Below are 21,782 nucleotides of genomic sequence, written 5' to 3' on the forward strand. Positions count from 1 at the left end.
TCCACTCCTTGAACGAACAGGGGCTTGTGGGAAGGGATCTGACTGGTCATAGAATCTAACGGACCGTCAGAAACAGCGGGAAGGGGCCGGACGTGGGGAACTTCTTGGCAGGCAAGGTCATCGCCGTCACCGGTGCGGGCCGGGGCATCGGCCGGGCCGTGGCGCTCGCCGCCGCCGCCGAGGGCGCCAAGGTCGTCGTCAACGACTACGGCGTCGGCATCGAGGGGAACGCACCCACCAGCGAGGTGGCGGAGGAGGTGGCCAAGGAGATCCTCGCCGCCGGGGGCGAGGCCGTCGCCGTCGCCGACGACATCTCCACCATGGCGGGCGGCCAGCGCATCGTGGACACCGCCCTCGCCCGGTACGGGAGCATCGACGGGGTGGTGTGCGTCGCGGGCATCCTGCGCGAGCGGATGCTCTTCAACATGTCCGAGGAGGAGTGGGACCCCGTCGTCGCCACCCACCTGAAGGGCACCTTCACCGTCTTCCGCGCCGCCTCCGCCGTCATGCGGCGCCAGGGCTCGGGCACGCTCATCGGCTTCACCAGCGGCAACCACACGGGCTCCGTCGCCCAGGCCAACTACAGCGCCGCCAAGGGCGGGATCATCTCCCTGGTCCGCAGCGCCGCCCTCGGGCTGAACAAGTACGGGGTCACCGCCAACGCCGTCGCCCCCGTCGCCCGCACCCGGATGTCCGCCAACGTGCCCATGGAGCTCAAGGAGATCGGCGAGCCCGAGGACGTCGCCGCGCTCGTGACGTACCTGCTCAGCGACCGCGCCAGGGCCGAGGGCATCACCGGGCAGGTCTACACGATCGCCGGACCGAAGATCGCCGTCTGGGCCCAGCCCCGCGAACTGCGCGCCGGATACGCCGAAGGGTCCTGGACCCCCGAGAAGATCGCCGACTTCCTCCCCGGCACCGTCGGCACCGACCCGATGCCGATGCTCGCCCAGCTCGAAGCCATGGCCAAGGCGGCCGCCGCCAAGGACCGCCCGAACGCCTGAGGGCCGGGGGAAGGGGGACACCGTGGACTTCAGCTTCGGCCCCGAGGCCGGGGAACTGCGCACCCGCGCCCGCGCCTGGCTCACCGAGCACCTCGTCGGCCCGTACGCGCAGGCCCTCGGCCTCGGCGGGCCCGGCAGCGAGCACGAGGGCGTCGACGCCCGGCGCGCCTGGGAACGGGAACTCGGCCGCGGCGGCTGGATCGGCACCGGCTGGGACGCCCCCGCCGGCGCCTACGGACAGCAGCGGCTCTCCCTCACCGGACAGGTGGTGTGGGCGGAGGAGTACGCGGCGCTGCGCGCCCCCGGCCGCGTCGGGCACATCGGCGAGAACCTCCTCGCCCCCACCCTCCTCGCCTACGGAACCCCGGAACAGCAGGCCCGCTTCCTGCCCGCCATCGCCCGCGGCGAGGAGCTGTGGTGCCAGGGCTACAGCGAACCCGACGCCGGCTCCGACCTCGCCGGACTGCGCACCGCCGCCGTACGGGACCGCGCGGACGGGCGGCTGCGCGTCACCGGCCAGAAGATCTGGACCTCCCTGGCGCGCGAGGCCGACTGGTGCTTCGTCCTGGCCCGCACCGAGCCCGGCTCGCGCCGCCACCACGGCCTGTCCTTCCTCCTCGTGCCGATGGACCAGCCGGGACGCGTGGAGGTCCGGCCGATCCGGCAGATGTCGGGGACGGCGGAGTTCAACGAGGTCTTCTTCGACGGGGCCGTCGCCGAGGAGGTCGTCGGCGGCGAGGGCGACGGCTGGACGGTGGCCATGGGGCTCCTCGCGCTGGAACGCGGGGTCTCCACGCTCGTCCAGCAGATCGGGTTCGCGGCGGAGCTGGAGCGGGTGGTCCGGGCGTACGCGGCTTCGGGCGCGCCCGATCCGGTGCTGCGGGAGCGGCTCGTGCGGCAGTGGGCCGAGCTGCGGACCATGCGGTGGAACGCCCTGCGGACCCTCGGGGCGGCCGGGGATGCCGGGGTGGCCGGGGCGGCCGGTGACGCCGGGGCGCCGAGCGTGGCGAAGCTGCTGTGGGGCGGCTGGCACCGCCGGCTGGGCGAGCTGGCGGTGGCCGTCCGGGGCGCGCGGGCCACCGCCGGGCCGGGGCTCTGGGAGCGCGGGGCCCCGTACGAACGCGGGCTCGACGAGGAGCAGCGCCTGTTCCTGTTCACCCGGGCCGACACGATCTACGGCGGTTCGGACGAGATCCAGCGGAACATCATCGCCGAGCGGGTGCTCGGCCTGCCTAAGGAGCCCAGATGAGGGGCGTCGTGTTCGACGGCAAGCAGGCCCAGGTGGTCGGGGACCTGGAGATACGGGACCCGGGGCCGGGGGAGGTGCTGGTCGCGATCGGCGCGGCCGGGCTGTGCCACAGCGACCTGTCGGTGATCGACGGGACGATCCCCTTCCCGCCGCCGGTGGTCCTCGGCCACGAGGGGGCCGGGGTCGTCGAGGCGGTGGGGGCGGGCGTGACGCACGTGGCTCCGGGTGATCACGTCTCCCTCTCCACCCTCGCCAACTGCGGGGCGTGCGCGGACTGCGACCGGGGCCGGCCGACGATGTGCCGCAAGGCGATCGGGATGCCGGACCGGCCGTTCGCGCGGGGCGGGCAGCCGCTGTTCCAGTTCGCGTCGAACTCGGCGTTCGCGGAACGGACCCTGGTCAAGGCCGTGCAGGCGGTGAAGATCCCCGAGGACATCCCGATGACCTCCGCCGCCCTGATCGGCTGCGGGGTGCTGACGGGGGTGGGGGCCGTGCTGAACCGGGCGAAGGTGGGGCTCGGGGAGACGGTCGTGGTCATCGGGACCGGCGGCATCGGCCTCAACGTCATCCAGGGCGCCCGGATCGCGGGGGCGTCGGCCGTCGTGGCGGTGGACGCCAACCCGGCGAAGGAGGCGGTGGCGCGGAGGTTCGGCGCGACGCACTTCGTGGACGCGTCGGCGACCGGGTCCCTCGCCGGCACCTCGGCGGCGGTGCGGGAGGTCCTGCCGACGGGTGCGGACCACGCCTTCGAGTGCGTGGGCAGCGTGAAGCTGATCCGGCAGGCGGTCGACCTCCTGGACCGGCACGGGCAGGCGGTGCTGCTGGGGGTGCCGGGGTTCACGGAGGAGGCGTCGTTCCTGGTCTCCTCGATGTACCTGGACAAGACGATCATGGGCTGCCGGTACGGCTCCTCCCGCCCCCAGCGCGACATCGCCCTGTACGCGGACCTGTACCGGCGGGGCGAGCTGCTGCTGGACGAGCTGGTGACGGAGGTCTACCCGGTGGAGGACTTCGCGAAGGCGGTGGACGACGCACGGCACGGCCGGGTGGCGCGGGGGGTGCTCACCTTCTGAGGCGGGTCCGGGCATGACGTGACGGCGGCCCGGCGCGCAGGAGCGCGCCGGGCCGCCGGTGTGTCCGGGGCAGGGGGCCGGGGGCCGGGGTCCGGGGTCCGGGGCCTGGGGCCCGGGGTCAGTCGGCCAGGCGGCCGAAGCGGCCCTTGTGGAAGAGGAGGGGGTCGCCCTCGCCCTGCGCGCCCATGGCCTCGACCCGGCCGACGACGATGAGGTGGTCACCGCCGGTGTGGACGGCGTGGATCCGGCAGTCGATCCAGGCCGGGACGTCGTCGAGCTGCGGGGAGCCGGTGGCGGGGGCGGGCCGGTGGGAGACGCCGGCGAACTTGTCGGCGCCGCTGACCGCGAAGGCGCGGCAGAGCTCGCCCTGTGCGGCGCCCAGGATGTTGACGCAGAACACCCCGGCGCGGGCGATGCGCGGCCAGGTGGCCGACGTGCGGGCCACCATGAAGGTGACCAGGGGCGGGTCGAGGGAGAGCGAGGCGAAGGACTGGCAGGCGAAGCCGGCCGGGCCCTCCTCGCCCTCGGCGGGCGGGGCGGTGATGATCGTGACCCCGCTCGCGAAGTTGCCCAGGACGGCGCGGAACTCGGCGGGGCTGACGGGCGCGCGCTCGTCCTCGCCGACGGCGCGCAGGTCGGGCCGCGGAAGGGCGTCGACCTGCGCGGACTCGGGCTCCCGGGCCGAGGAGGTGGGGGAGCCGGCTGACCTGAGGTATCGGACGACGGTGGCCGCCATCCCTGCGTGTCCCATCACCCTTCGATTGAACCTGACGGTTCGTCAGATGAAAAGGGCCGGGGAGCTGCGGGAAGGGGATGACGCCGAACGGGTGAATCAGGGTGGGCATGGCGGCCCGTGCACCCCTCGGCGGGCGGGGGGTGGGCAGGGTGGCGAGCGACTGTGTGGCGCCTACCCGTGGAGGACCTGATGCTCGGCACCGACTTCCGTACCGGCTCGCCCAACTGGCTCGACCTCGGCAGCCCCGACACCGGCGCGGCCGCCGCGTTCTACCGGGCCGTCTTCGGCTGGGAGTTCGTCTCCGCCGGAGCGGAGGCGGGCGGGTACGGGTTCTTCCAGCTGGGCGGCAAGACCGTGGCCGCGCTCGGACCGCTGACGGAGGAGGGCGCGGACCCGGCGTGGACCGTGTACTTCCAGAGCGCGAGCATCCGGCCCACCGCCGACGCCGTGCTGCGCGCGGGCGGGGAAGTGCGGGTGGCGCCGATGGACGTCATGGGGGAGGGCTGGCTCGCCCAGTTCACCGACCCGCAGGGCGCGCGGTTCGCCTGCTGGCAGCCGGGGAAGACGGGCGGACTGGAGGTGGCCTCCGTCGAGAACAGCCTGGTGTGGGTGGAGCTGCACGTACCCGACCCGGAGGCGGCCCTGCGCTTCTACGGCGGGATCTTCGGGTGGCGCTCGGCGGAGATGGAGGCGCCGGGGATGACGTACCGGGTGCTGAGCCTCGCCGAGGGCGACCAGCGGGAAACCTCCTTCGGCGGGGTCGCGCCGCAGGGGGAGGGAGCGGGCGGGGCGTCGGCGATCCTGCCGCGCTGGGTGCCGTACTTCCACGTCGCGGACGCGGACGCGACGGTCGCGGCCGTCGAGGAGGCGGGGGGCGCGGTGCTGATGCCGGCGGCGAACGTGCCGGACGTCGGGCGGATCGCCTGGGCGGCGGACCCGGCGGGCGCGGTGTTCGCGGTGCTGCGGCCGGATCCGCGGATGTAGGTCGGGCGGGACCGCGCCCGCCGGAGGTCAGCGGCCAAGGTACTTCGGGGTGCGGCGTTCCACGAAGCTGGCGACGCCCTCGTTGGCGTCGGCGGTGGTCATGTTGAGTTCCTGGGCGGTGGCCTCGGCGGCGAGTGCCGTCGCGCGGTCGCCGTCCAGGGAGGCGTTCACCAGCTGCTTCGTGAGCGCGAGGGCGCGGGTGGGGCCCTGCGCGAGGCGTTCGGCCCAGTCGCGGGCGGCCGCCTCCAGCTCGTCGGCGGGCACCACCTTGTTGACGAGGCCGAGCCGGGCGGCCTCGCCGGCGGGGACGGCGTCGCCGAAGAACATCAGCTCCTTGGCCTTCTGCGGGCCGAGGAGGCGGGGCAGCAGGTAGGCGCCGGCGCCGTCGGGGACGAGGCCGCGGCGGACGAACACCTCGATGAAGCGGGCCGGTTCGGCGGCGATGACGAGGTCGCAGGCGAGGGCGAGGTGGGCGCCGATGCCGGCGGCGGTGCCGTTGACGGCGGCGATGACGGGCTTCTCGCAGTCGAGGACCGCGGTGATCAGCCGCTGCGCCCCCAGCCGGATCATGCGGGCCACGTCGCCGGCGACGCGGTCGGTGGCGGCGGGCGCGCCGCGGAGGTCGGCTCCGGCGCAGAAGCCCTTGCCGGTGGCGGTGAGGACGACGGCCCGGGTGGCGGGGTCGGCGGAGGCGTCGGCGAGCAGTGCGATGACGCGTTCGCGCTGGTCCCAGGTGAGGGCGTTCATGGCGTCGGGGCGGTTGAGGGTGATCCAGGAGACGCCGTTCTCGAACCGGTGCCGGATCTCGTCCGAGGGGGTTTCGGGGGCCATGGAACTCCGTTCGGGGTGGGTGGGCCGGGCGGGGCGGGGCGCCCCGGACCCCGTTGCGCTCAGACGCCGCGCGGGCCGCATTTCGCGGAGCTCAGTGGCAGACGGCCAGTGCGTCCAGGGCCACCGCCCCCTGCCCGCGTGGCAGCACCATCAGGGGGTTGATGTCCAGCTCCGACAGTTCGTCGCCCAGTTCCAGGGCCATCCGCTGCACCCTCAGCACCACCTCCACCAGCGCGTCCACGTCCGCCGGCGGAGCGCCTCGTACGCCGTCCAGCAGTGCCGCGCCCCGGAGTTCGCGGAGCATCGTGCGGGCCTGGTCCTCCCCGAAGGGGGGTACGCGGACCGCCGCGTCGTGCAGGACCTCCACCAGGACGCCGCCCAGGCCCACGGTGACGGTCGGGCCGAAGAGGGGGTCGCGGGTGACGCCGACGACCATCTCGACGCCGCGTTCGACCATCTGGCAGACCAGGATCCCGTCCAGCGGGACGTTCTCGTAGCGGGCGATGTCCGTCAGCTCGCGGTACGCGTCGCGGATCTGGCTCGCCGAGGTGAGGCCCACCTTGACCAGGCCGAGTTCCGTCTTGTGGGCCAGCTGGGGGCCGGAGGCCTTCATCACCACCGGGTACCCGACCAGCCCCGCCGCCCGGACCGCTGCCGCCGCGCTGGTGACCAGCTGTTCGCGCGGGACACGGATCCCGTAGGCGCGCAGCAGCTGCTTGGCCGCGTGCTCGCTGAGCTGCTGGCCGGGGCGCATCAGGGCCTGGGCCTTGCGGTAGGAGGGGGACGGGGTGCGGGGGGCCTCGTCGAAGGGGGAGCGGTAGGAGGCCGTGAAGCGGTGGTGGCCGAGGTAGGCGCGGACGGCGGTGATGCAGTTGCCGAAGGTGCGGAACGTGGCCACGCGCGAGGACCCCAGCAGGGTGGTGCGGTACGCCTCCTCGGTGCCGACGGGGGAGCCCCAGATGACGCAGACCAGCTTGTCGGTGGCTTCGGCGGCGTCGACCAGGTCCTGGGCGAGCTTGTCGCTCATCGGGGGGAAGGGGCCGGTGATCGGACAGATCAGGACGCCGACGGAGGGGTCCGCGAGGAGGGCGTCGATGATCTTGCGGCCGCGCCAGTCGCCCACCGGGTGGCCGCCGTTGTCGACCGGGTTGGCGACGTTGAGGTAGGGCGGGATCCACTGGTGGAGCTCGGCCTGTTTGGCCTCCGAGAGGGTCGGGAGGGTGAGGCCGGCCTCGGTGGCCAGGTCGGAGAAGTGGGCGCCGGTGCCTCCGGAGATGGAGTAGACGACGACGCCTTCGGCCTGCGGCGGCCTGGCCCGGGCGAGGAGGGCGGCGGTGTCCTGGAGTTCGTCGAGGCCGTCGACGCGGATGACCCCGAACTGGCGCATGGCGGCGTCCACGACGGTGTCGGCGCCGGTCAGCTTCCCGGTGTGGGAGGCGGCCATCCGGGCGCCGGTCTCGGTGCGGCCGACCTTGACGGCGACGACGGGGACCCCGTTGCGGGCGGCCCGGTCGGCGGCGAGGAGGAAGGAGCGGCCGTCCTTGAGGCCCTCGACGTAGCAGGCGATGGCCCCGACCTCGGGCCGCTCGGCGAAGTAGGAGATGAAGTCGGAGGTCTCCAGGTCGGCCTCGTTGCCCGTGGGGGCCCAGTGGGAGAGGCGGATGCCCAGCTCCTGGAGGGTGTAGACGGGCCGTCCCTGGTGGCCTGACTGGGTGATCAGGGCGATGGCCGGGCCGTCGAGGTCCTCCCGGAACCGCTCGAAGGCGTTGAGGTTGGTGTTCGGGCCGAGCAGCCGCAGCCCCGAGCGCTGGACGGCGGCGGTCAGCCGGTCCTGGGCGGCGGCGCCGCTCTCGCCGGTCTCGGCGAAGCCGGAGGCGAAGGCGACCGCGAACTTGACCTTGGTGTCGGCGAGTTCCTCGATGACGGGGAGGGGATCGGCGACGAGGAGGACGGCGAGGTCGACCTGTTCGGGCAGCCCGGCGACGGAGGCGTGGCACGGCAGCCCGAAGACGGAGGTCCGGGTGGGGTGCACGGGGTGGACGCGGGCGCCGACGCGTTCGGCCCAGGCGATCAGCTGCCGGGTGATGCCGGTGTTGGGGCGGCCCTCGGTGTCGGAGGCGCCGATGACGGCCACCGACTCCGGCCGGAAGAACCGGTCCAGGTCGGGTACGTCGGAGTGCAGGGGCCGGCCGCTGACGTCCAGTTCGGCCGTGTCCCCGGCGGCGGGTGCCGTCGTGGAGTGGACGGCGGTCCTGGGGGTCTCCCCGCAGGCCTCGACCCGTGCGCGGAAGTCGGTGGTGAGGGTGCCGTGAGTAGATCCAAGCATCGCTTCGCCCGCCCTGCTCGATGAACCTCTGTGGAGTCGTCGGTAGCTGACGTGCTGTCAGATTACTGAACTGACGCGTCGTCAGGAACAGGGATGCGCAGGAAAGGTGGTGGAGGTGGTGTGCCTGAACGGTGGCAGAGGTGTCCGGGGACCGTCCAGACCGGATCCGGCCGAGACGGCCGGACCGGCCGGGGGTGACTAGCGTGCCAGGGCCCGCGCGATGCGCCGGGCGTCCCGGGACAGTTCGCGCAGCATCCCGCTGAGGGGGTTGGTGTAGCCCTGGAAGTAGAGCCCCGGGGCCTGCGCGGTGGTGCGGGGGCCGTGCGCGAGGGGACGGCCGCGGTCGTCCAGGACGCCCAGGTGGCCCACCAGGGCCTCCAGGCCCCGGCGGTAGCCCGTCGCGGCGATGACCGTGTCCGGGGTGATCTCCGTCCCGTCGGCGAGCAGGACGCGGTCGCCCTCGAAGGAGGCCACGGCGGCCACGGGCTCCACCCGGCCGGTGCGGACCGCGTCGATCAGGCCCACGTCCTGCACCGGGATGGCCCCCTGCCGCACCCTGCTGTACAGGCCGGCCGTGGGCCGCGGGAGCCCGTACGCGGACAGGTCCGGCACCGAGACCTTCGCCACCAGCGCCCCGAGCCGGTCCACGAGCCGCACCGGCAGCCGGCGGACGAGGATCCCCGTGCGCTGCGCCGGCCAGCCCAGCGTCGAGCGGCGCACGATGTGCGGCGCCGTGCGCACCGCGAGCCGCACCCGGGCCGCCCCGCCCTCGACGAGGTCCACGGCTATCTCGGCGCCGGTGTTGCCGACGCCGACGACCAGCACGTCCCGCCCGGCGTACGGCGAGGGCTCGCGGTAGCCGGAGGCGTGCAGCAGCCGCCCGGTGTACGTGTCCGCCCCCGGCCACGACGGCAGGTGCGGGGTGTGGTTGAAGCCGGTGGCCACCACCACCGCCCCGGCCGCCAGCAGCCGGCCGCCCGAGGCGTGCAGGGTCCAGCCCTCCCCGTCGCCGGCGCGCTCGATCCGGGTCACCTCGACGCCGGTGACCAGCTCCAGCTCGTGGTGCTCGGCGTACTTCTCCAGGTAGCGCACCACGTCGGCCCGCGCCACCCAGCGCCCGAAGCGGCGGGGTATCGCCAGGCCCGGCAGGGCCGACAGCCGCCGGGTGGTGTGCAGCCGCAGCCGCTCGTAGTGGGCCCGCCAGGAGGCGGCGACCGAGTCCGACCGCTCCACGACCACCGCGCGCACCCCCCGGGCGCGCAGCGCGGCGGCGACGGCGAGACCGCCGGGGCCCGCGCCGATCACGTACACGGGGCGCGGCTGGGTGCTGGTCAGGTCGGATGCGGGCGCGGGCATGAGGAGTGAGCGTATCGACACACAGGGTTGATGGGTCTCGGACGAGGAGGGAATCGATTGCGGATCGGTCACGGGCGCCGGGGGCGGCGGGCCGGGGCCCGGCGCGGCTCTACGGCAGACACGGTCGAACCCTGACAAAGTGGGGCGTCCGGTACGTGGAGAGGAGCGCGTGATGTGGCAGCCCGACGGGTGGGACGTACGCGTCCGCCTCGGTGTCCTCACCCCCCACGCCGACGTCGGCCCCGAGTCGGAGCTGCGCGCCATGGCCCCCGCCGGGGTCGGCCTGCACTACGCGCGGGTGCCGTTCGGCGGGATGGGGCGCGGCGGCGTGATGGAGGCGACGATCCCGCTGGCCCCCGTAAGGGCCTTCGCCGAGCCCCCGCAGGTGGACGACGCCGCCGCGCTGCTGGCGGCCGCGCCGGTGGCGGCGATCGCGTACGCCTTCACCAGCTCCTCGTACGTGATCGGGGCGCGCGGGGAGGCGTACATGCTGGCCCGGCTGCGCGAGCGGGCCGGCGGCCTGCCGGTGGTCGCCACCTGCGCGGCCGCCGTCGAGGCGCTGCGCGCCCTGGGGGCCGGGCGGATCGCGCTCGTCGACCCGCCGTGGTTCGACGAGACGCTGAACGAGCTGGGCCGGGGCTACTACGAGGAGGCCGGTTTCGAGGTCCCGTACGCGGCCCCCTGCGGGCTGCCCGGCGGGCAGGCGCAGGTCAGCCCGCAGGGGCTGCACGACTGGGTGGCGGGGCGGGTGGGGGACGCGGCGGAGGCGGTCGTGATCGGCGGTAACGGATTCCGCGCGGTCGGGGCGATCGAGGCCCTGGAGGCCACCCTGGGCCGCCCGGTGCTGACCGCGAACCAGGTCCTGCTGTGGTCCGCCCTGCGCGCGGCGGGCGCGGGGACGGACGGGGTCGAGGGGTACGGGCGGCTGTTCACGGAGGCCGTCTGAGGCCTTGCGCGATCGCCGCCGATCCGCTGAACTGACGTACCGTCAGATCGAGTGGAGGGTGGCGGTCCATGCAGACCATCGGGCTCAGCGGGGCCGAATGGCTCGCCGTGCTGCGCGTCGGCCTCGGCCTGTGGTGGCTGGAGAGCTGGCGGCACAAGGACAAGAAGGGCTGGTTCGAACGCGCCACCGGCATCGCCTGGGCCGCCGACGTCGCCGGCAAGCACCGGTGGTCCTTCGTGAAGAGCGGCTTCGCGACGGTCGTCCAGCCGCGGCCGCGGCTGATGGCGTACGTGGTCGTCTACGCGGAACTCGCCCTGGGACTGGGCCTGGTGCTGGGCCTCCTGACCCCGGTGGCGCTCGTGGGCGGGCTGCTGCTGAACCTGCTCTACCTGGTGCTGATGATCCACGACTGGGCCGAGCAGGGGCAGAACGCGATGATGGCGCTCATCTCCGCCGTCGCGTTCTTCGCCATGGCCTGGCAGACCTGGTCCCTCGACGCCGCGATCGGACTCTTCCTGTGAGCGCCGTACGGTACGACCTCCCCGAGGCCGACGACTTCACCCGCCCCTACTGGGACGCCGCCGCGCGCGGACGGCTGCTGCTGCGCCGGTGCGCCGACTGCGGGCGCGCCCACCACTACCCGCGCGAGTTCTGCCCCTCCTGCTGGGCCGGTGAGGACCGGGTGACCTGGGAGGCGGCGAGCGGCCGCGCGACCCTCTACACCTGGTCGGTGATCCACCGCAACGACCTGCCCCCCTTCGGCGAACGGGTCCCGTACACGGCCGCCGTCGTGGACCTGGAGGAAGGCCCCCGGATGATGACCGAGGTCGTCGACTGCCCCGAAGCGGACCTGCGCATCGGGATGCCGCTGCGGGTCACCTTCCGGGAGACCGCCGACGGGGTGTGGATCGCGGTGTTCCGGCCCTGAGGGGGCGGCGGGTGGTGGGGTGGGCGGCGTGGCGGGCGGCGGGTTGGGGGTGGTGGGGGCGGGGCTCCGCGCGGTGCTCGGTGCGGCTCAGGGCCAGAGCAGCTCGCGGGTCCAGCCGTCCCGCCCGTCGCGCCCGTCGCGGCGGTAGCGCAGGCGGACGTGGCGGCGGGCCGCTTCGCCCTGGAAGAACTCCGCCTCCACCGGCTCCAGTACGTACCGGGTCCAGGTCGGCGCCGGGGCGTCCGGCTCCGCGCCCGCCCGCTCCCACGCCGCCGCCGAGGCCGCCGCCAGCTCCTCCCGGGAGCCCAGCACCTCGCTCTGCCGGCCGGTCAGCGCGGCGGCCAGCGCCCCGCGCGAGCGGACCGCCAGGTCCGCCCGGCTCTCCTCCGCTCCGCAGGCCGCGACCGGGCCCCGCACGCGGACCTGCCGGCCCACCGCCGGCCAGTAGAACACCAGCGCCGCCTCCGGCCGGGCCGCCAGCTGGCGGCCCTTGGCGCTGGTGGCGTGCGAGGCGAAGTGCCAGCCCCGCGCGTCCACCTCGTGCAGCATCAGGATCCGCGCGTCGGGCCGGCCCTCGGAGTCCACCGTCGCCAGGCTCATGGTGTGCGGCTCGGTCTGCCCCGCCCGCGCGGCGTGCACGAACCACTCCCGGAACAGCTCCGCCGGCTCGGCGGGCGCGGCCGCCGGATCGAAGGCGGGCAGGACGGTGTCCCAGACGCGCAGGGAGTGCAGGACCTCGTGAAACTCGGATTCGCCGCTCATGCCGCCAGGCTAGGGGGTGTTGCGGGAGCGGGCGTGTTCGCGCGGGGGCACCGGGGCTTGTCATGGGGCTGCCCCTAGGGTTCCGGTCATGGACACGTACAGAGTGGCGGGAGGCGCGCTGACCGTCGCGGCCGGCGCCATCGTGGCGGCCGCCTTCGCCGCCGCCCACTACGACCGGCCCGGGGGCCCGGCCCTCGCGGCCGACCTGTACCACCCCGTACTCCTCGCCGCCCTGGCCGCCCTCGCCCTGACCGGAGCCGCCCTGCTCTCCTCCCGCCGCCCCGGGCTGCGCAAGGGCGCCGCCCTCGGCCTGGCGGGGGCGGCCGTGCTCGGGGTGGCGGCGGTCCCGGCGTACTCGGTGGCGACCGACCCCTTCCCCGACCAGGAGTGGGACGTCCCCGCCCCCGACGGCTCGGGCCGCCGCCTGGTGGTGGAACGGGGCGTGGGGCTGGGTGACCCGGCCTGGAGCGTCCACATCGTCACCGGCACCTTCCCCACGGCACGCCGCTGGCCGGTGGCCACGTACACCCCCGGCCACCCCAGGGGCGTCCTGGGGGCCACATGGCGGGACCCGTCCCACATCCGCCTGATCGACCTCGACCACACCCACCACGACCTGCGCATAGCCCCGAACGGCCGACCGCTGGACGGGCTGGACTGGTAGGGGGGGTTGGGGGAGGGCGGGGTCCCGGCGGGGCGGTCTCAGAGAAGGCTTGGGGGTTTCCCGTCAGTCTCATCGTCCTTCCGCGTCGGGCCGCCCTGTCAAGGGCGCTCCCTTCGGTCGCGTCGCTTCGCGATGGCCTTCGGCCACCCTTGACAGACCGCCCCGCCACGAAAAGCCGAAGACTGCCGGGAACCCCCCAAAGGAACGGGACGGACCGGAGAGGGAGATGCGGCGGGATCAGCGACCCTCCGGGGTCGTCGGGGGCCGGCAGACCACACATCCGGCCCCGTCAACCAGCAAGCCATGCCACCCCACGCACCAGATCGCTACGCGCTTCTCACCGTTTAGCGTCCGGCGGCCGTCTGGGGCCGCTACCTGCACGAACGGCCGATGAGATGGGCATCTGGGGCCGGTGGGCGCGTCAGATCGCTACGCGCTGCCCATATCTCGGCGTCCGGCGGCCGTCTGGGGCTGATACCCGCACCACAGGCTGACCGACCGGGTCGGCCGTCAGCGGATGCCCTCGTCCATCAGGACGTACAGGAGGGGGACGAGGGTGCCGCTGCTGACGATCTCGCGGCGGTCGATCATGCCGCGGACCTCGGCCAGGGGGATCCACTCGATGCGGTCCGACTCGTTCTTCTCCGTCGGCGGGCCCGCGTACACCGCTCCGTCGGCACGGAACAGGTGGTGCTGCGAATCGGTGATCCCGGCGGCCGGCTCCGCGTAGACGAGGGGCTTCATCGGCCCGGCCTGCCACCCGGTCTCCTCCAGCACCTCCCGCGCGGCGGCCGCAGCGGGCGTCTCCCCGTCCTCGACCAGGCCCATCGGCAATTCCCAAGCCCAGGTGTCGGTGATGAACCGGTGCCGCCACATCATCAGCACCTCGCGCCGCTCATTGACCACGGCGGCCACGGCCAGGTTCCGCAGCTTGACCACGTGGTGCTCGAACCGGTTCCCGTCGGGGGTCTCCACATCGGCACACCACAGGTTCACCCAGGGGTTCTCATAGACGACCCGCTCCCCGTGCACCTTCCACCGCATCCCCCACACCCCTCTCGCTCGACCCCTCAGCATCGCAGAGCCGCCGAACGGGGCGTTCTCAGCACATCCGTGACGAGCTCGAATCCGGGGATTCTCCATGCTCCAGGTATACGGTCAGGCCGCCCGCCCGGGCCCGGACGGCGGCGGCGATCCGGCGGGCCAAGCGGGGGATGGTGAGTCCAGGTACGTGCTCGGCCGGGTGGAAGCCGTATCCACGCAGCTCATCCGCTTGCAGCGTGATGCGATCGCGTAGGTCTGCGCTCAGGTGGCCACCGTCGAAGAGGTAGAGGATCTTGTCTCCCTCTCCTGGGGTCGGGGCCCAGTCGACGACGAGGAGACGGCCGATGCCCGGTTGGATGCGCAGCTCCTCGAAGACCTCGCGCACGCAGGCTTGTCGGGGCGATTCGCCCTGCTCGACGTACCCTCCCGGGATGTCCAGGTAGTCCTTGTAGGACGGCTCCACGAGGAGGATTCGATCGGCTTCGTCGAAGAAGAGCGCGCCGGCCGCCATGCGGGGGCGGGCCATCCTCGCTTCGTGCTCGTTCTCGCTCACGGATCGGACTCTAGCCCCCGTCAATGATGCGGAGCCTACGGGCCAGGCCGACCACGGGATGGGCCGGACGGCCTCGGGTGCCGCGCACCCATCCGATGACCAGTTCTCGGCTCAAGTAGTGGTGTCGTACCTGTTCGGGAGCGAGCTGCTCGGCCTCCAGCAGGACGGCCAAGGCCTCGTCGGTTCGGTTCCGGGCGCTCAGTGCACGTGCGACTTCGATGCCATGCCGCGCACGCCGTTCCACCGGCATGCCGCTGGTGTCGATTTGCGGACCGAGATCCGCAGCGATCTGGATGTCGCCGAGCTCTCCTGCCGCAGCCACACGATGTATGGCCACGTTGGTCGGACCGAAGGCCGTCCACATGTGGTTGGCGTCGCCGCCGAGTCGTTGCGCACTCTTATCGGCCTCCTGGAGGAAGGCATGCGCGGTCGCTCGGTCTTCTGCCCTCGCGGCAGCGATGGCCCCGGCGAGAAAGAGCGAGCCGTATACGGAAACGTATTCGCCGCCCGCGTCGTCCAGTCCAGGCCGCATGACGCCTGACGCGTCGTGCACGAGTTGAATCGCCGCTGCGAAGTGCCCTGTGGCAAGGAGGCAGTGGGTAACCGCACGGAAGAGCGAACCCGTTACCGCGCTTCGTCCACTGTGCTGCGCGGCCGCCAGGCCACGGTCAGCGGCGATCCACGCCAGCTCCGCCTCGCCGACCTTGCCCAGCACCATGGCTGCCCCGTGATAGGCCAGGGCGAGCAGCGCATGAGCCTCTTCCCCCTTGCGCCCCGAGTAGGCGCGGGATGCGGCGTGGGCATCGGCGAGGAGGCGTGGGAAACGCCGAGTGGCGAAGCCGTAACGGGACGCCTGGTAGGCGTCGAGGACCTCGGCCACGTCGGTCCGAAGGTCCTGTAGAGCAGGTGGTTCGTCACTCGGCGTATGTCCCAGCAAAGGCGTGAGCTGGGTGTAGTCCATGAGCGCTGCGCGCAACGCGGGGACGGTGCGATGGCCGCTGTCGGCCGACCATTCCATGAGGTTCGGCTCGGCGAGCAGATCCCCCAGGGAGACATCGAGCGCTTCGGCGAGTGAGGTGATCACCGAGAGCCTGTCCAATTCGATCCGGTTGTTCTCCGCCTTGCTCAGCCAGTCCGCGGTACGTCCGACAAGACCGGCCAGGACCTCTTGGGGCATGCCACGGCGGCGGCGGTACCAGGCGACGCGTTCGCCGATGGTCAGGTTCGTTGTCATCCCACGCATGTCCTGAGCATCACCTCACAGCCCGAGCGGACCCCGGAAGGCTTTTCCGGGGTGTCGAGAGGCGCCATGACTACTTTCACAGCAGACCGAGTACCCGGTTGATCCTCCCCCACCGGAGAGATCGGAGTTGTCATGCAGAAATCACCACGGTCGATTGAGGCCGCCCATCCATCGCAGCGGGCATCGTCGAGCGGCATGCTCCGCATCACCCACTCCACAGACGAAGGGCCCTCGTTGAGCATGGCGGTGGTGAGGGACCCCACCCCGGATTTGCTCGACCGGGCGTTGGCCGGCTGGGAGCGCTTCCTCGACTCCTTCGAGGAGCCGCCACATGAGTGAGCAGTACGAGTACGTCCCGCACCGCCTTCTCCGCCGTCGCGTCCGCGACATCGCCTCCGGCGTCGAGGGCGTGCTGATGGCCGTGATCAACGAGAACGTCTCGGACGCAGACGTTTACGAACACTGGATGGAACTGGCGTAGATCCGCAACGCCTCCGGTCGCGAGTTCACCACGGCCGCCGCCAACGTCCAGCCCGCCTATGACCAGCCCCAGACGGCCGGGAGACGCCGGGATCTGGGCAGCGCGTAGCGATCTGACGCGCGCACCGGTCCTGGGTGCCTGCCTGATCGGCATTTGGTGCGGGTAGCGGCCCCAGACGGCCGCCGGACGCCGATACGACAGGAGCGCGTAGCGATCTGGTGCGTGGGGTGGCGCCGATTGACGGTGAGGGGGGCCGGATGCCCGGCGAGGCGACCCCCGGCCTGCCCGGCTGATCCCTGACACGGCCGTATGTCCATCTCCGGTCCGTCCCGTTCCTTTGGGGGTTTCCCGGCAGTCTTCGTTTTTCCGTGGCGGGACGGGCTGTCAAGGGTGGCCGAAGGCCATCGCGAAGCGACGCGACGAAGGAGCGCCCTTGACAGGCCGGCCCGACGCGGAAGGACGATGGGACTGACGGGAAACCCCCAAGCCTTCTCTGAGACCGCCCAGGTCAGACCCCGACAACCTCAGGTCCCGCCCGGCCCGCTCCCGCCCCCTCACCCCCGTCCCAGCAGGACCGTTCCCGAGGAGCAGAACCAGCCTCCCGTGCCCGACGCCAGGGCGACCTCCGGCAGGGTGGCGCCGGCGGTGCCCCGTTTCGTGACCTGGCGGTCCGGGCCCGCCTCGCCGCGGAGTTGGCGGACCGCCTCGACCAGGAGGAACAGGCCGCGCATGCCCGGGTGGCAGGCGGAGAGGCCGCCGCCGTCCGTGTTGACCGGGAGTTCGCCGTCCCGGAGCAGGCGGCCCTTCTCCACGAAGGCGCCGCCTTCACCCTTGGCGCAGAAGCCGAGGTCCTCCAGCGTCACCAGGGTCATGTACGTGAAGGCGTCGTAGATCTCGGCGAGGTCCACGTCCGCCGGTGTGAGGCCGGCGGCGGCGAAGGCCCGGCGGCCCGAGACGGCGGCGGGGGAGACGGTGAAGTCCTCCCACTCGGACATCGTCGTGTGGGAGACGGACGTGCCCGTCCCCAGCACCCACACCGGCGCCTTCGCCGTGTCCGGGACGTAGTCCTCCGCCGCCAGGAGCACCGCGCAGCCGCCGTCCGAGCGGATGCAGCAGTGGAGCTTGGTGAAGGGGTCGGCGATCGGGTCGGACGTGAGCACGTCCTCGACCGTGATCGGGTCGCGGAACATCGCGTCCGGGTTGGCCGCCGCGTTGGCCCGGGCCTGGACGGCGACGGAGGCGAGCTGTTCCAGCGTCGTCCCGTACTCGTGCATGTGCCTGCGCGCGGCCATCGCGTACTTGGCGACCAGCGTGTGTCCGTACGGGACCTCGAACTGGAGCGGTCCCCGGGACCCGAAGGACAGGTTCGAGGTGCGCCGGCGGGCCTTGATGTCGGCGCGGGCCGTCGAGCCGTAGACCAGCAGGACGGCGTTGGCGTGGCCGGCGGCGATGGCGTCGGCGGCGTGGGCGGCCATGACCTCCCACGTGGAGCCGCCGACGGAGGTGGAGTCGACCCAGGTGGGCCGCAGTCCGAGGTACTCGGCCACCTCCACCGGGGCGAGTACGCCGAGGCCGGCCGAGGCGAAGCCGTCGATGACCGAGCGGTCGAGGCCGGAGTCGGCGAGGGCCCGGCGGGCGGCCTGCGCGTGCAGGGCGTACGGGGTCGGTCCGTCGACCCGCCCGCAGTCCGAGAGGGCGACGCCGACCACCGCGACCCGGCGGCGGGGTGTGGGGGGCGAGGAGGGTTCAGACAGGGGTCCAGGCATGGGAGAGACGGTACATCTGACGACCTGTCAGATGTAACCCCGCACCAGCCTCCGAAACCCCGAAACCCCACCCCCCGCACCCTGTGCTTCTCGCTCCCGCCGCCCTAACATGACGCCCCGTCAGATACGGGAGGGAGCCCCGACGATGGATGCCGCCTTCACCGCGGAACAGGACGAGATGCGCCGTACCCTGCGCGAGATCCTGGGCAAACACTGCGGCCCGGACGAGGTCAAGAACGCCGTCCGGACCGACGCCGGACACGACCGCGAGCTGTGGCAGCAGCTCTCCCGGCAGCTCGGACTGCCCGGCATCGCCATCGCCGAGGAGTACGGCGGCGTCGGCTGCGCCCCTTCCGACCTGGCGCTGGCCTGCGAGGAGACCGGGCGCGTGCTGCTGCCCTCCCCGCTGCTGGCCACCGCCGCCCTCGCCGCCCCGCTGGTCGGCGCCCTCGGCACCGCCGCCCAGCGCTCGGCCCTGCTGCCCGCGCTCGCGGCCGGGGAGCTGACCGCCGCGCTCGCCGTCCCCGGCCCCGCCCTGGCCACCGCCCTCGCCCTGACCGGCGACAACACCCCCGGCGACTGGGCCGGCGGGGGCCGCGCGGGCGGAGTGCAGGCGCGCGCCGACGCCGGCGGCTGGCGGCTCTACGGGGAGGTCGCCCAGGTCCTCGACGGGCACGACGCCGGCCTGCTCCTGGTCGCCGCGCACACCGGCGGCTTCGCCCGGGCCCGGACCCTGCTGTTCCTCGTACGCGGGGACGCGCCCGGTCTCGTACGGGCCCGGCAGGCCACCCTCGACGAGACCCGGCCGCAGGGCCGCATCGAACTGCGGGACGTGGAAGCCGAGTTGCTCGGCGAGGACGTCCACGGCGGCGCCGACCCCCTCACCGCCCTGGCCGCGACCGGCCTCCTGGCCGCCACCGTCCTCGCCGCCGAGGCGGTCGGCGCGGCCGGGCAGGCGCTGGCCCGGACCGTGGAGTACGTGGGCCGGCGCGAGCAGTTCGGCCGGCCCGTCGGCTCCTTCCAGGCGGTCAAGCACCGCCTCGCCGACCTCTACGTCCAGGTCCAGGCGGCCCGCTCGGCCGTCTACTACGCCGCCTGGGACCAGGAGCAGGGCGCCCTCGCCCTCGCCCAGGCCCTGGAGGCGCTGCGGGTCACGGCGGGGGAGGCCATCCAGCTGCACGGCGGCATCGGCTTCACCTGGGAGCACGACGCCCACCTCTACTTCAAGCGGGCGGCCGCCGACGAGCTGCTCTTCGGCCCGGTCCACCGGCTCCGCGCACACGCCGCGCACCGGGCCGGCCTCTTCGACGGACCCGCCACGCCCGGACCGCCCACGCCCGCCACGCCCGAACCGTCCGCCACGCACGCACCCGAACCGCCCGCACCCGACCCGTCCGCGACCCTCCGGAAGGCGGCCGTCTGATGGCTCCCGGCACGACGCTCCCCGTCAGGCTCATGCAGAAGGTCTCCTCGACCCTCCTCTTCGCCCGGATCGCCCCGCACTTCATCCCCGCCATGGACAAGGCGGTCCACCGCCTGACCGGCGGGAAGGTGCTGCTCAGTGCCCGGATGCTGCCCGGGGTGATCCTCACCGTCCGGGGGGCGAAGAGCGGTGAGCCGCGCACCACCCCGCTCGCGTGCATGCCGGAGGAGGGAGGCGCGAGCTGGCTGCTGATCGGCTCCAACTTCGGCCGCCCCGGCCACCCGGCCTGGACCGGGAACCTGCTCAAGAACCCGGACGCGGACGTGAACTGGCAGGGGCGGGACATCGCGGTACGGGCCCGCCTGCTGGAGGGGGCCGAACGGGCGGAGGCGTGGCGGGCGGTACTGAGGTTCTGGCCGCCGTACGCGACGTACCAGGCGCGCATCGAGCGCGAGATCAGGCTGTTCCGCCTGGAGCGGCGCTGATCGCGGACGTCACGGGCCCACGGGCCTGCGCGTCGGGCCGGCGGACCCCTGCGAGGGGTCCGCCGTCACCTGGTCGGCTTCTTGCCGGTGACGCCCAGGTGCACGAGCAGTGCCAGGTTCGGCTTGAGTTCCGCCTGCTTGACGCCCCAGGTCTGGAAGCCCTTCTGGTGCGAGGCGACCGCGGCCAGCATCGCCACCAGGGAGCCGGCCATCGCCGCCGGGCTGAGTTCCTTGTCGACCTTGCCCTTGGCCTGGAGCTCCTTCATCGACTCCGTAAGGGAGTTGGTGACGGAGTTCAGGATCTTCATGCGGATCTTGTAGAACCGCTTGTCGCCCTCGGCCGCGCCGAGGTCGACCACGCGCAGGATGGCGTCGTTGCGGCGCCAGAAGTCCAGGAATCCCTCGACGAGTTCTTCGGCGGCCGCCCAGCCGGCCTTGCCGACCCAGTTGCGGCCCTCGACGAGCGCCGTCAACTGAGCGCCCTCCGTGGCCATTTCCTCGGCGATCTCCAGGACGGCACCTTCGACGTCCGGGAAGTACTGGTAGAAGGTGGCGGGGCTGGTACCGGCCTTGCGCGCGACGTCGATCACCTTGACGTCGCGGTACGGCGAGGAGCTGAGCATCTCGCTGAGGCAGTCGAGCAGCTTCTGCCGCGTCGCCTGGCCGCGCCGGCCGGCGACACGCCCGTCGACGGTGCGTACTTGTCCTGTCATGCCGTCAGCTTACCGAGGGGGCTCCGGCGCGCTATTCGGCCGCCTGCAAATGGGGTTACGGGCCCGCCGACCAGCCAGGCGGCGTTCGCGGGGTGCCCTGCGACGGCGGATTTCGGCCGAATTGCGGGGCGGGGACCGGGGCAGGGACCGGGCGGCGGCCGGGGGCAGGGCCTTGTGGGGCGCGCCCCGCCCGCGCCCCGCCCGCGCCCCACCCCACAAGCCCCGTTACTCCCCCGTATCCCCCGAATAGTCTTATCAACAGGGTGTGGACAATATTCCGGGCGGATCATGTCCATCAGGGACGGACCCAGCGGAACCGGAAGGAACCTCCCCATGGTCGCATTCGCGGAAGGCTCCCCCTGCTGGGTCGACGCCTCGCTCCCCGACGTCGAGGCCGGCAAGCGCTTCTACGGTGAGCTCTTCGGGTGGACCTTCAGCGACAGCTCCGGCCAGTACGGCGGCTACACCCAGGCCTACAGCCGCGGCCGCAACGTCGCCGCCCTCGCCCCCAAGCCCGACGGCCGCATGCCCACCGTCTGGGGCGTCTACCTGTACACGTCCGACGCCTACGCCTGCGCCGCCCGTATCCGCGCGGCCGGCGGCCAGATGGTGATGGACCCCCAGCCCGTCGGCCCCTACGGCACCGCCGCCATGGCCGCCGACCCCGGCGGGGCCGTCTTCGGGCTCTGGCAGCCCGGCACCCACCACGGCTTCGAGGCCCAGGGCGAGCCGTACACGTACTGCTGGGCCGAGCTCTACACCCGCGCCCGCGACGCGGTCGACGTGTTCTACGCCACCGTCTTCGGCTACGTCCCCGAGGACCAGGACGACCCCGAGGACCCCGGCGGCTCCGACGGCGCCGAGTACCGCCTGTGGTCCCCGCCCGGCGGCGCGCCGGGCGCCGCCACCGCGATCCTGGGCCGCAGCCTGATCACCGACGCCTTCCCGGAGATCATGCCGGCCCATTTCCTGGCCTATTTCGCCGTCCCCGACTGCGACACGAGCGTGGCCGCGGTGCAGCGGCTGGGCGGCCGCGTCACCGCCGATCCGTTCGACACGCCGTACGGCCGGATCGCCGTCGTCGCCGACAATCAGGGGGCCGTCTTCGCCCTCCTGTCGGAGCCGCGCGGCGCCGGAGACCCGGAGCCGGGGCCGGACCAGGCGCGGGCCTGACAGAATCAGGATTGCGCGACTCCTGGCCACGGGCCCGGAGTC

At 73.2% G+C, this 21,782-nt stretch carries 21 protein-coding genes and 1 pseudogene; 12 read left to right on the forward strand and 10 right to left on the reverse strand.

The features are described from left to right. The first annotated feature begins 92 nt into the window (after positions 1-92). Genes ABT403_RS06270 through ABT403_RS06280 form a run of 3 tightly spaced genes read left to right on the forward strand, consistent with a single transcriptional unit; the run spans position 93 to position 3,326 of the window. Positions 93-1,004, forward strand: a complete 912-nt coding sequence (locus tag ABT403_RS06270; RefSeq protein WP_344162997.1) for an SDR family oxidoreductase — start codon at positions 93-95, stop codon at positions 1,002-1,004. Between the two features lie 22 nt (positions 1,005-1,026). After that, entirely contained in the window at positions 1,027-2,253 is a 1,227-nt protein-coding gene (locus ABT403_RS06275; RefSeq protein ID WP_344163000.1) for an acyl-CoA dehydrogenase family protein, read from the forward strand. After that, positions 2,250-3,326, forward strand: coding sequence for a Zn-dependent alcohol dehydrogenase (locus tag ABT403_RS06280; protein WP_344163003.1), 1,077 nt, complete (start codon positions 2,250-2,252; stop codon positions 3,324-3,326). Before ABT403_RS06275 ends, ABT403_RS06280 begins: the two co-directional genes overlap by 4 nt. A gap of 118 nt (positions 3,327-3,444) precedes the next feature. On the opposite strand, the gene ABT403_RS06285 is transcribed toward ABT403_RS06280, so the two are convergent. After that, positions 3,445-4,062: a flavin reductase family protein gene (locus ABT403_RS06285; protein WP_344165763.1), complete on the reverse strand. Its 618-nt coding sequence runs from the start codon at positions 4,060-4,062 to the stop codon at positions 3,445-3,447. A 189-nt stretch (positions 4,063-4,251) separates the two neighbouring features. On the opposite strand from ABT403_RS06285, the gene ABT403_RS06290 reads away from it, so the two are divergent. After that, positions 4,252-5,046, forward strand: a complete 795-nt coding sequence (locus ABT403_RS06290; RefSeq protein WP_344163006.1) for a VOC family protein — start codon at positions 4,252-4,254, stop codon at positions 5,044-5,046. A gap of 27 nt (positions 5,047-5,073) precedes the next feature. On the opposite strand, the gene ABT403_RS06295 is transcribed toward ABT403_RS06290, so the two are convergent. The 3 genes from ABT403_RS06295 to ABT403_RS06305 all read right to left on the reverse strand — a co-directional run bounded on the left by ABT403_RS06295 (position 5,074) and on the right by ABT403_RS06305 (position 9,559). Next, positions 5,074-5,877 carry an enoyl-CoA hydratase/isomerase family protein gene (locus ABT403_RS06295; RefSeq protein WP_344163009.1) on the reverse strand — a complete coding sequence of 268 codons (804 nt, stop codon included), beginning with the start codon at positions 5,875-5,877 and terminating at the stop codon, positions 5,074-5,076. 91 nt (positions 5,878-5,968) lie between these two features. Next, on the reverse strand, positions 5,969-8,203 hold the full coding sequence (locus ABT403_RS06300; protein WP_344163012.1) for an acetate--CoA ligase family protein: 2,235 nt from the start codon (positions 8,201-8,203) through the stop codon (positions 5,969-5,971). Between the two features lie 198 nt (positions 8,204-8,401). Continuing rightward, positions 8,402-9,559 (reverse strand): flavin-containing monooxygenase, encoded by a 1,158-nt coding sequence (locus ABT403_RS06305; protein ID WP_344163015.1) that lies wholly within the window; start codon positions 9,557-9,559, stop codon positions 8,402-8,404. 172 nt (positions 9,560-9,731) lie between these two features. Here ABT403_RS06305 and ABT403_RS06310 point away from each other — a divergent pair, with 172 nt between their 5' ends. The 3 genes from ABT403_RS06310 (at position 9,732) to ABT403_RS06320 (ending at position 11,433) form a co-directional block, all read left to right on the forward strand. Then, positions 9,732-10,505: a maleate cis-trans isomerase family protein gene (locus ABT403_RS06310; RefSeq protein ID WP_344163018.1), complete on the forward strand. Its 774-nt coding sequence runs from the start codon at positions 9,732-9,734 to the stop codon at positions 10,503-10,505. 68 nt (positions 10,506-10,573) lie between these two features. Then, positions 10,574-11,026: a DoxX family protein gene (locus tag ABT403_RS06315; protein ID WP_344163021.1), complete on the forward strand. Its 453-nt coding sequence runs from the start codon at positions 10,574-10,576 to the stop codon at positions 11,024-11,026. Further along, the gene (locus ABT403_RS06320; protein WP_344163024.1) at positions 11,023-11,433 is read left to right on the forward strand and encodes a Zn-ribbon domain-containing OB-fold protein; all 411 of its coding nucleotides are present in this window, start codon (positions 11,023-11,025) and stop codon (positions 11,431-11,433) included. Before ABT403_RS06315 ends, ABT403_RS06320 begins: the two co-directional genes overlap by 4 nt. A gap of 87 nt (positions 11,434-11,520) precedes the next feature. On the opposite strand, the gene ABT403_RS06325 is transcribed toward ABT403_RS06320, so the two are convergent. Further along, positions 11,521-12,195: a pyridoxine/pyridoxamine 5'-phosphate oxidase gene (locus ABT403_RS06325; protein WP_344163027.1), complete on the reverse strand. Its 675-nt coding sequence runs from the start codon at positions 12,193-12,195 to the stop codon at positions 11,521-11,523. A gap of 88 nt (positions 12,196-12,283) precedes the next feature. On the opposite strand from ABT403_RS06325, the gene ABT403_RS06330 reads away from it, so the two are divergent. Then, complete coding sequence (locus ABT403_RS06330) at positions 12,284-12,859, forward strand: hypothetical protein (protein WP_344163030.1); 576 nt, start codon at positions 12,284-12,286, stop codon at positions 12,857-12,859. A gap of 510 nt (positions 12,860-13,369) precedes the next feature. On the opposite strand, the gene ABT403_RS06335 is transcribed toward ABT403_RS06330, so the two are convergent. Genes ABT403_RS06335 through ABT403_RS06345 form a run of 3 tightly spaced genes read right to left on the reverse strand, consistent with a single transcriptional unit; the run spans position 13,370 to position 15,690 of the window. After that, positions 13,370-13,903 carry an NUDIX hydrolase gene (locus ABT403_RS06335; protein WP_344163034.1) on the reverse strand — a complete coding sequence of 178 codons (534 nt, stop codon included), beginning with the start codon at positions 13,901-13,903 and terminating at the stop codon, positions 13,370-13,372. A 58-nt stretch (positions 13,904-13,961) separates the two neighbouring features. After that, on the reverse strand, positions 13,962-14,456 hold the full coding sequence (locus ABT403_RS06340) for an NUDIX domain-containing protein (RefSeq protein WP_344163037.1): 495 nt from the start codon (positions 14,454-14,456) through the stop codon (positions 13,962-13,964). A 10-nt stretch (positions 14,457-14,466) separates the two neighbouring features. Then, positions 14,467-15,690, reverse strand: a complete 1,224-nt coding sequence (locus ABT403_RS06345; protein ID WP_344163040.1) for a helix-turn-helix domain-containing protein — start codon at positions 15,688-15,690, stop codon at positions 14,467-14,469. A 340-nt stretch (positions 15,691-16,030) separates the two neighbouring features. On the opposite strand from ABT403_RS06345, the pseudogene ABT403_RS06350 reads away from it, so the two are divergent. Beyond that, positions 16,031-16,288: pseudogene (locus ABT403_RS06350) on the forward strand (hypothetical protein). A gap of 446 nt (positions 16,289-16,734) precedes the next feature. Here the strand turns inward: ABT403_RS06350 and ABT403_RS06355 are convergent. Then, entirely contained in the window at positions 16,735-17,946 is a 1,212-nt protein-coding gene (locus ABT403_RS06355) for a thiolase C-terminal domain-containing protein (protein ID WP_344163043.1), read from the reverse strand. 145 nt (positions 17,947-18,091) lie between these two features. Between ABT403_RS06355 and ABT403_RS06360 the strand changes: the two genes are divergently transcribed. After that, positions 18,092-19,369, forward strand: a complete 1,278-nt coding sequence (locus tag ABT403_RS06360; RefSeq protein ID WP_344163046.1) for an acyl-CoA dehydrogenase family protein — start codon at positions 18,092-18,094, stop codon at positions 19,367-19,369. Further along, positions 19,369-19,854 carry a nitroreductase family deazaflavin-dependent oxidoreductase gene (locus tag ABT403_RS06365; RefSeq protein WP_344163049.1) on the forward strand — a complete coding sequence of 162 codons (486 nt, stop codon included), beginning with the start codon at positions 19,369-19,371 and terminating at the stop codon, positions 19,852-19,854. The genes ABT403_RS06360 and ABT403_RS06365 overlap by 1 nt, the downstream gene beginning before the upstream one ends. A 65-nt stretch (positions 19,855-19,919) precedes the next feature. Here the strand turns inward: ABT403_RS06365 and ABT403_RS06370 are convergent, their stop codons facing one another. Next, a complete protein-coding gene (locus tag ABT403_RS06370; RefSeq protein ID WP_344163052.1) occupies positions 19,920-20,567 on the reverse strand; it encodes a TetR family transcriptional regulator in 648 nt (215 codons plus the stop codon). Positions 20,568-20,900: 333 nt separating this feature from the next. On the opposite strand from ABT403_RS06370, the gene ABT403_RS06375 reads away from it, so the two are divergent. Next, positions 20,901-21,740 carry a VOC family protein gene (locus ABT403_RS06375; protein WP_344163055.1) on the forward strand — a complete coding sequence of 280 codons (840 nt, stop codon included), beginning with the start codon at positions 20,901-20,903 and terminating at the stop codon, positions 21,738-21,740. Positions 21,741-21,782: the final 42 nt, after the last annotated feature.

It is taken from the genome of Streptomyces sp. NPDC000075 (assembly GCF_040301925.1).
Taxonomy (GTDB): domain Bacteria; phylum Actinomycetota; class Actinomycetes; order Streptomycetales; family Streptomycetaceae; genus Streptomyces; species Streptomyces polychromogenes.

What these genes read in the sequence shown, in the direction of transcription:
- ABT403_RS06365 (WP_344163049.1), top strand. Translation starts at nt 19,369, where the DNA reads ATGGCTCCCGGCACGACGCTCCCCGTCAGGCTCATGCAGAAGGTCTCC.
- ABT403_RS06335 (WP_344163034.1), bottom strand. Translation starts at nt 13,903, where the DNA reads ATGCGGTGGAAGGTGCACGGGGAGCGGGTCGTCTATGAGAACCCCTGG.
- ABT403_RS06375 (WP_344163055.1), top strand. Translation starts at nt 20,901, where the DNA reads ATGGTCGCATTCGCGGAAGGCTCCCCCTGCTGGGTCGACGCCTCGCTC.
- ABT403_RS06315 (WP_344163021.1), top strand. Translation starts at nt 10,574, where the DNA reads ATGCAGACCATCGGGCTCAGCGGGGCCGAATGGCTCGCCGTGCTGCGC.
- ABT403_RS06370 (WP_344163052.1), bottom strand. Translation starts at nt 20,567, where the DNA reads ATGACAGGACAAGTACGCACCGTCGACGGGCGTGTCGCCGGCCGGCGC.
- ABT403_RS06300 (WP_344163012.1), bottom strand. Translation starts at nt 8,203, where the DNA reads ATGCTTGGATCTACTCACGGCACCCTCACCACCGACTTCCGCGCACGG.
- ABT403_RS06285 (WP_344165763.1), bottom strand. Translation starts at nt 4,062, where the DNA reads ATGGCGGCCACCGTCGTCCGATACCTCAGGTCAGCCGGCTCCCCCACC.
- ABT403_RS06330 (WP_344163030.1), top strand. Translation starts at nt 12,284, where the DNA reads ATGGACACGTACAGAGTGGCGGGAGGCGCGCTGACCGTCGCGGCCGGC.
- ABT403_RS06345 (WP_344163040.1), bottom strand. Translation starts at nt 15,690, where the DNA reads ATGACAACGAACCTGACCATCGGCGAACGCGTCGCCTGGTACCGCCGC.
- ABT403_RS06295 (WP_344163009.1), bottom strand. Translation starts at nt 5,877, where the DNA reads ATGGCCCCCGAAACCCCCTCGGACGAGATCCGGCACCGGTTCGAGAAC.
- ABT403_RS06290 (WP_344163006.1), top strand. Translation starts at nt 4,252, where the DNA reads ATGCTCGGCACCGACTTCCGTACCGGCTCGCCCAACTGGCTCGACCTC.
- ABT403_RS06360 (WP_344163046.1), top strand. Translation starts at nt 18,092, where the DNA reads ATGGATGCCGCCTTCACCGCGGAACAGGACGAGATGCGCCGTACCCTG.
- ABT403_RS06310 (WP_344163018.1), top strand. Translation starts at nt 9,732, where the DNA reads ATGTGGCAGCCCGACGGGTGGGACGTACGCGTCCGCCTCGGTGTCCTC.
- ABT403_RS06355 (WP_344163043.1), bottom strand. Translation starts at nt 17,946, where the DNA reads ATGCCTGGACCCCTGTCTGAACCCTCCTCGCCCCCCACACCCCGCCGC.
- ABT403_RS06305 (WP_344163015.1), bottom strand. Translation starts at nt 9,559, where the DNA reads ATGCCCGCGCCCGCATCCGACCTGACCAGCACCCAGCCGCGCCCCGTG.
- ABT403_RS06280 (WP_344163003.1), top strand. Translation starts at nt 2,250, where the DNA reads ATGAGGGGCGTCGTGTTCGACGGCAAGCAGGCCCAGGTGGTCGGGGAC.
- ABT403_RS06325 (WP_344163027.1), bottom strand. Translation starts at nt 12,195, where the DNA reads ATGAGCGGCGAATCCGAGTTTCACGAGGTCCTGCACTCCCTGCGCGTC.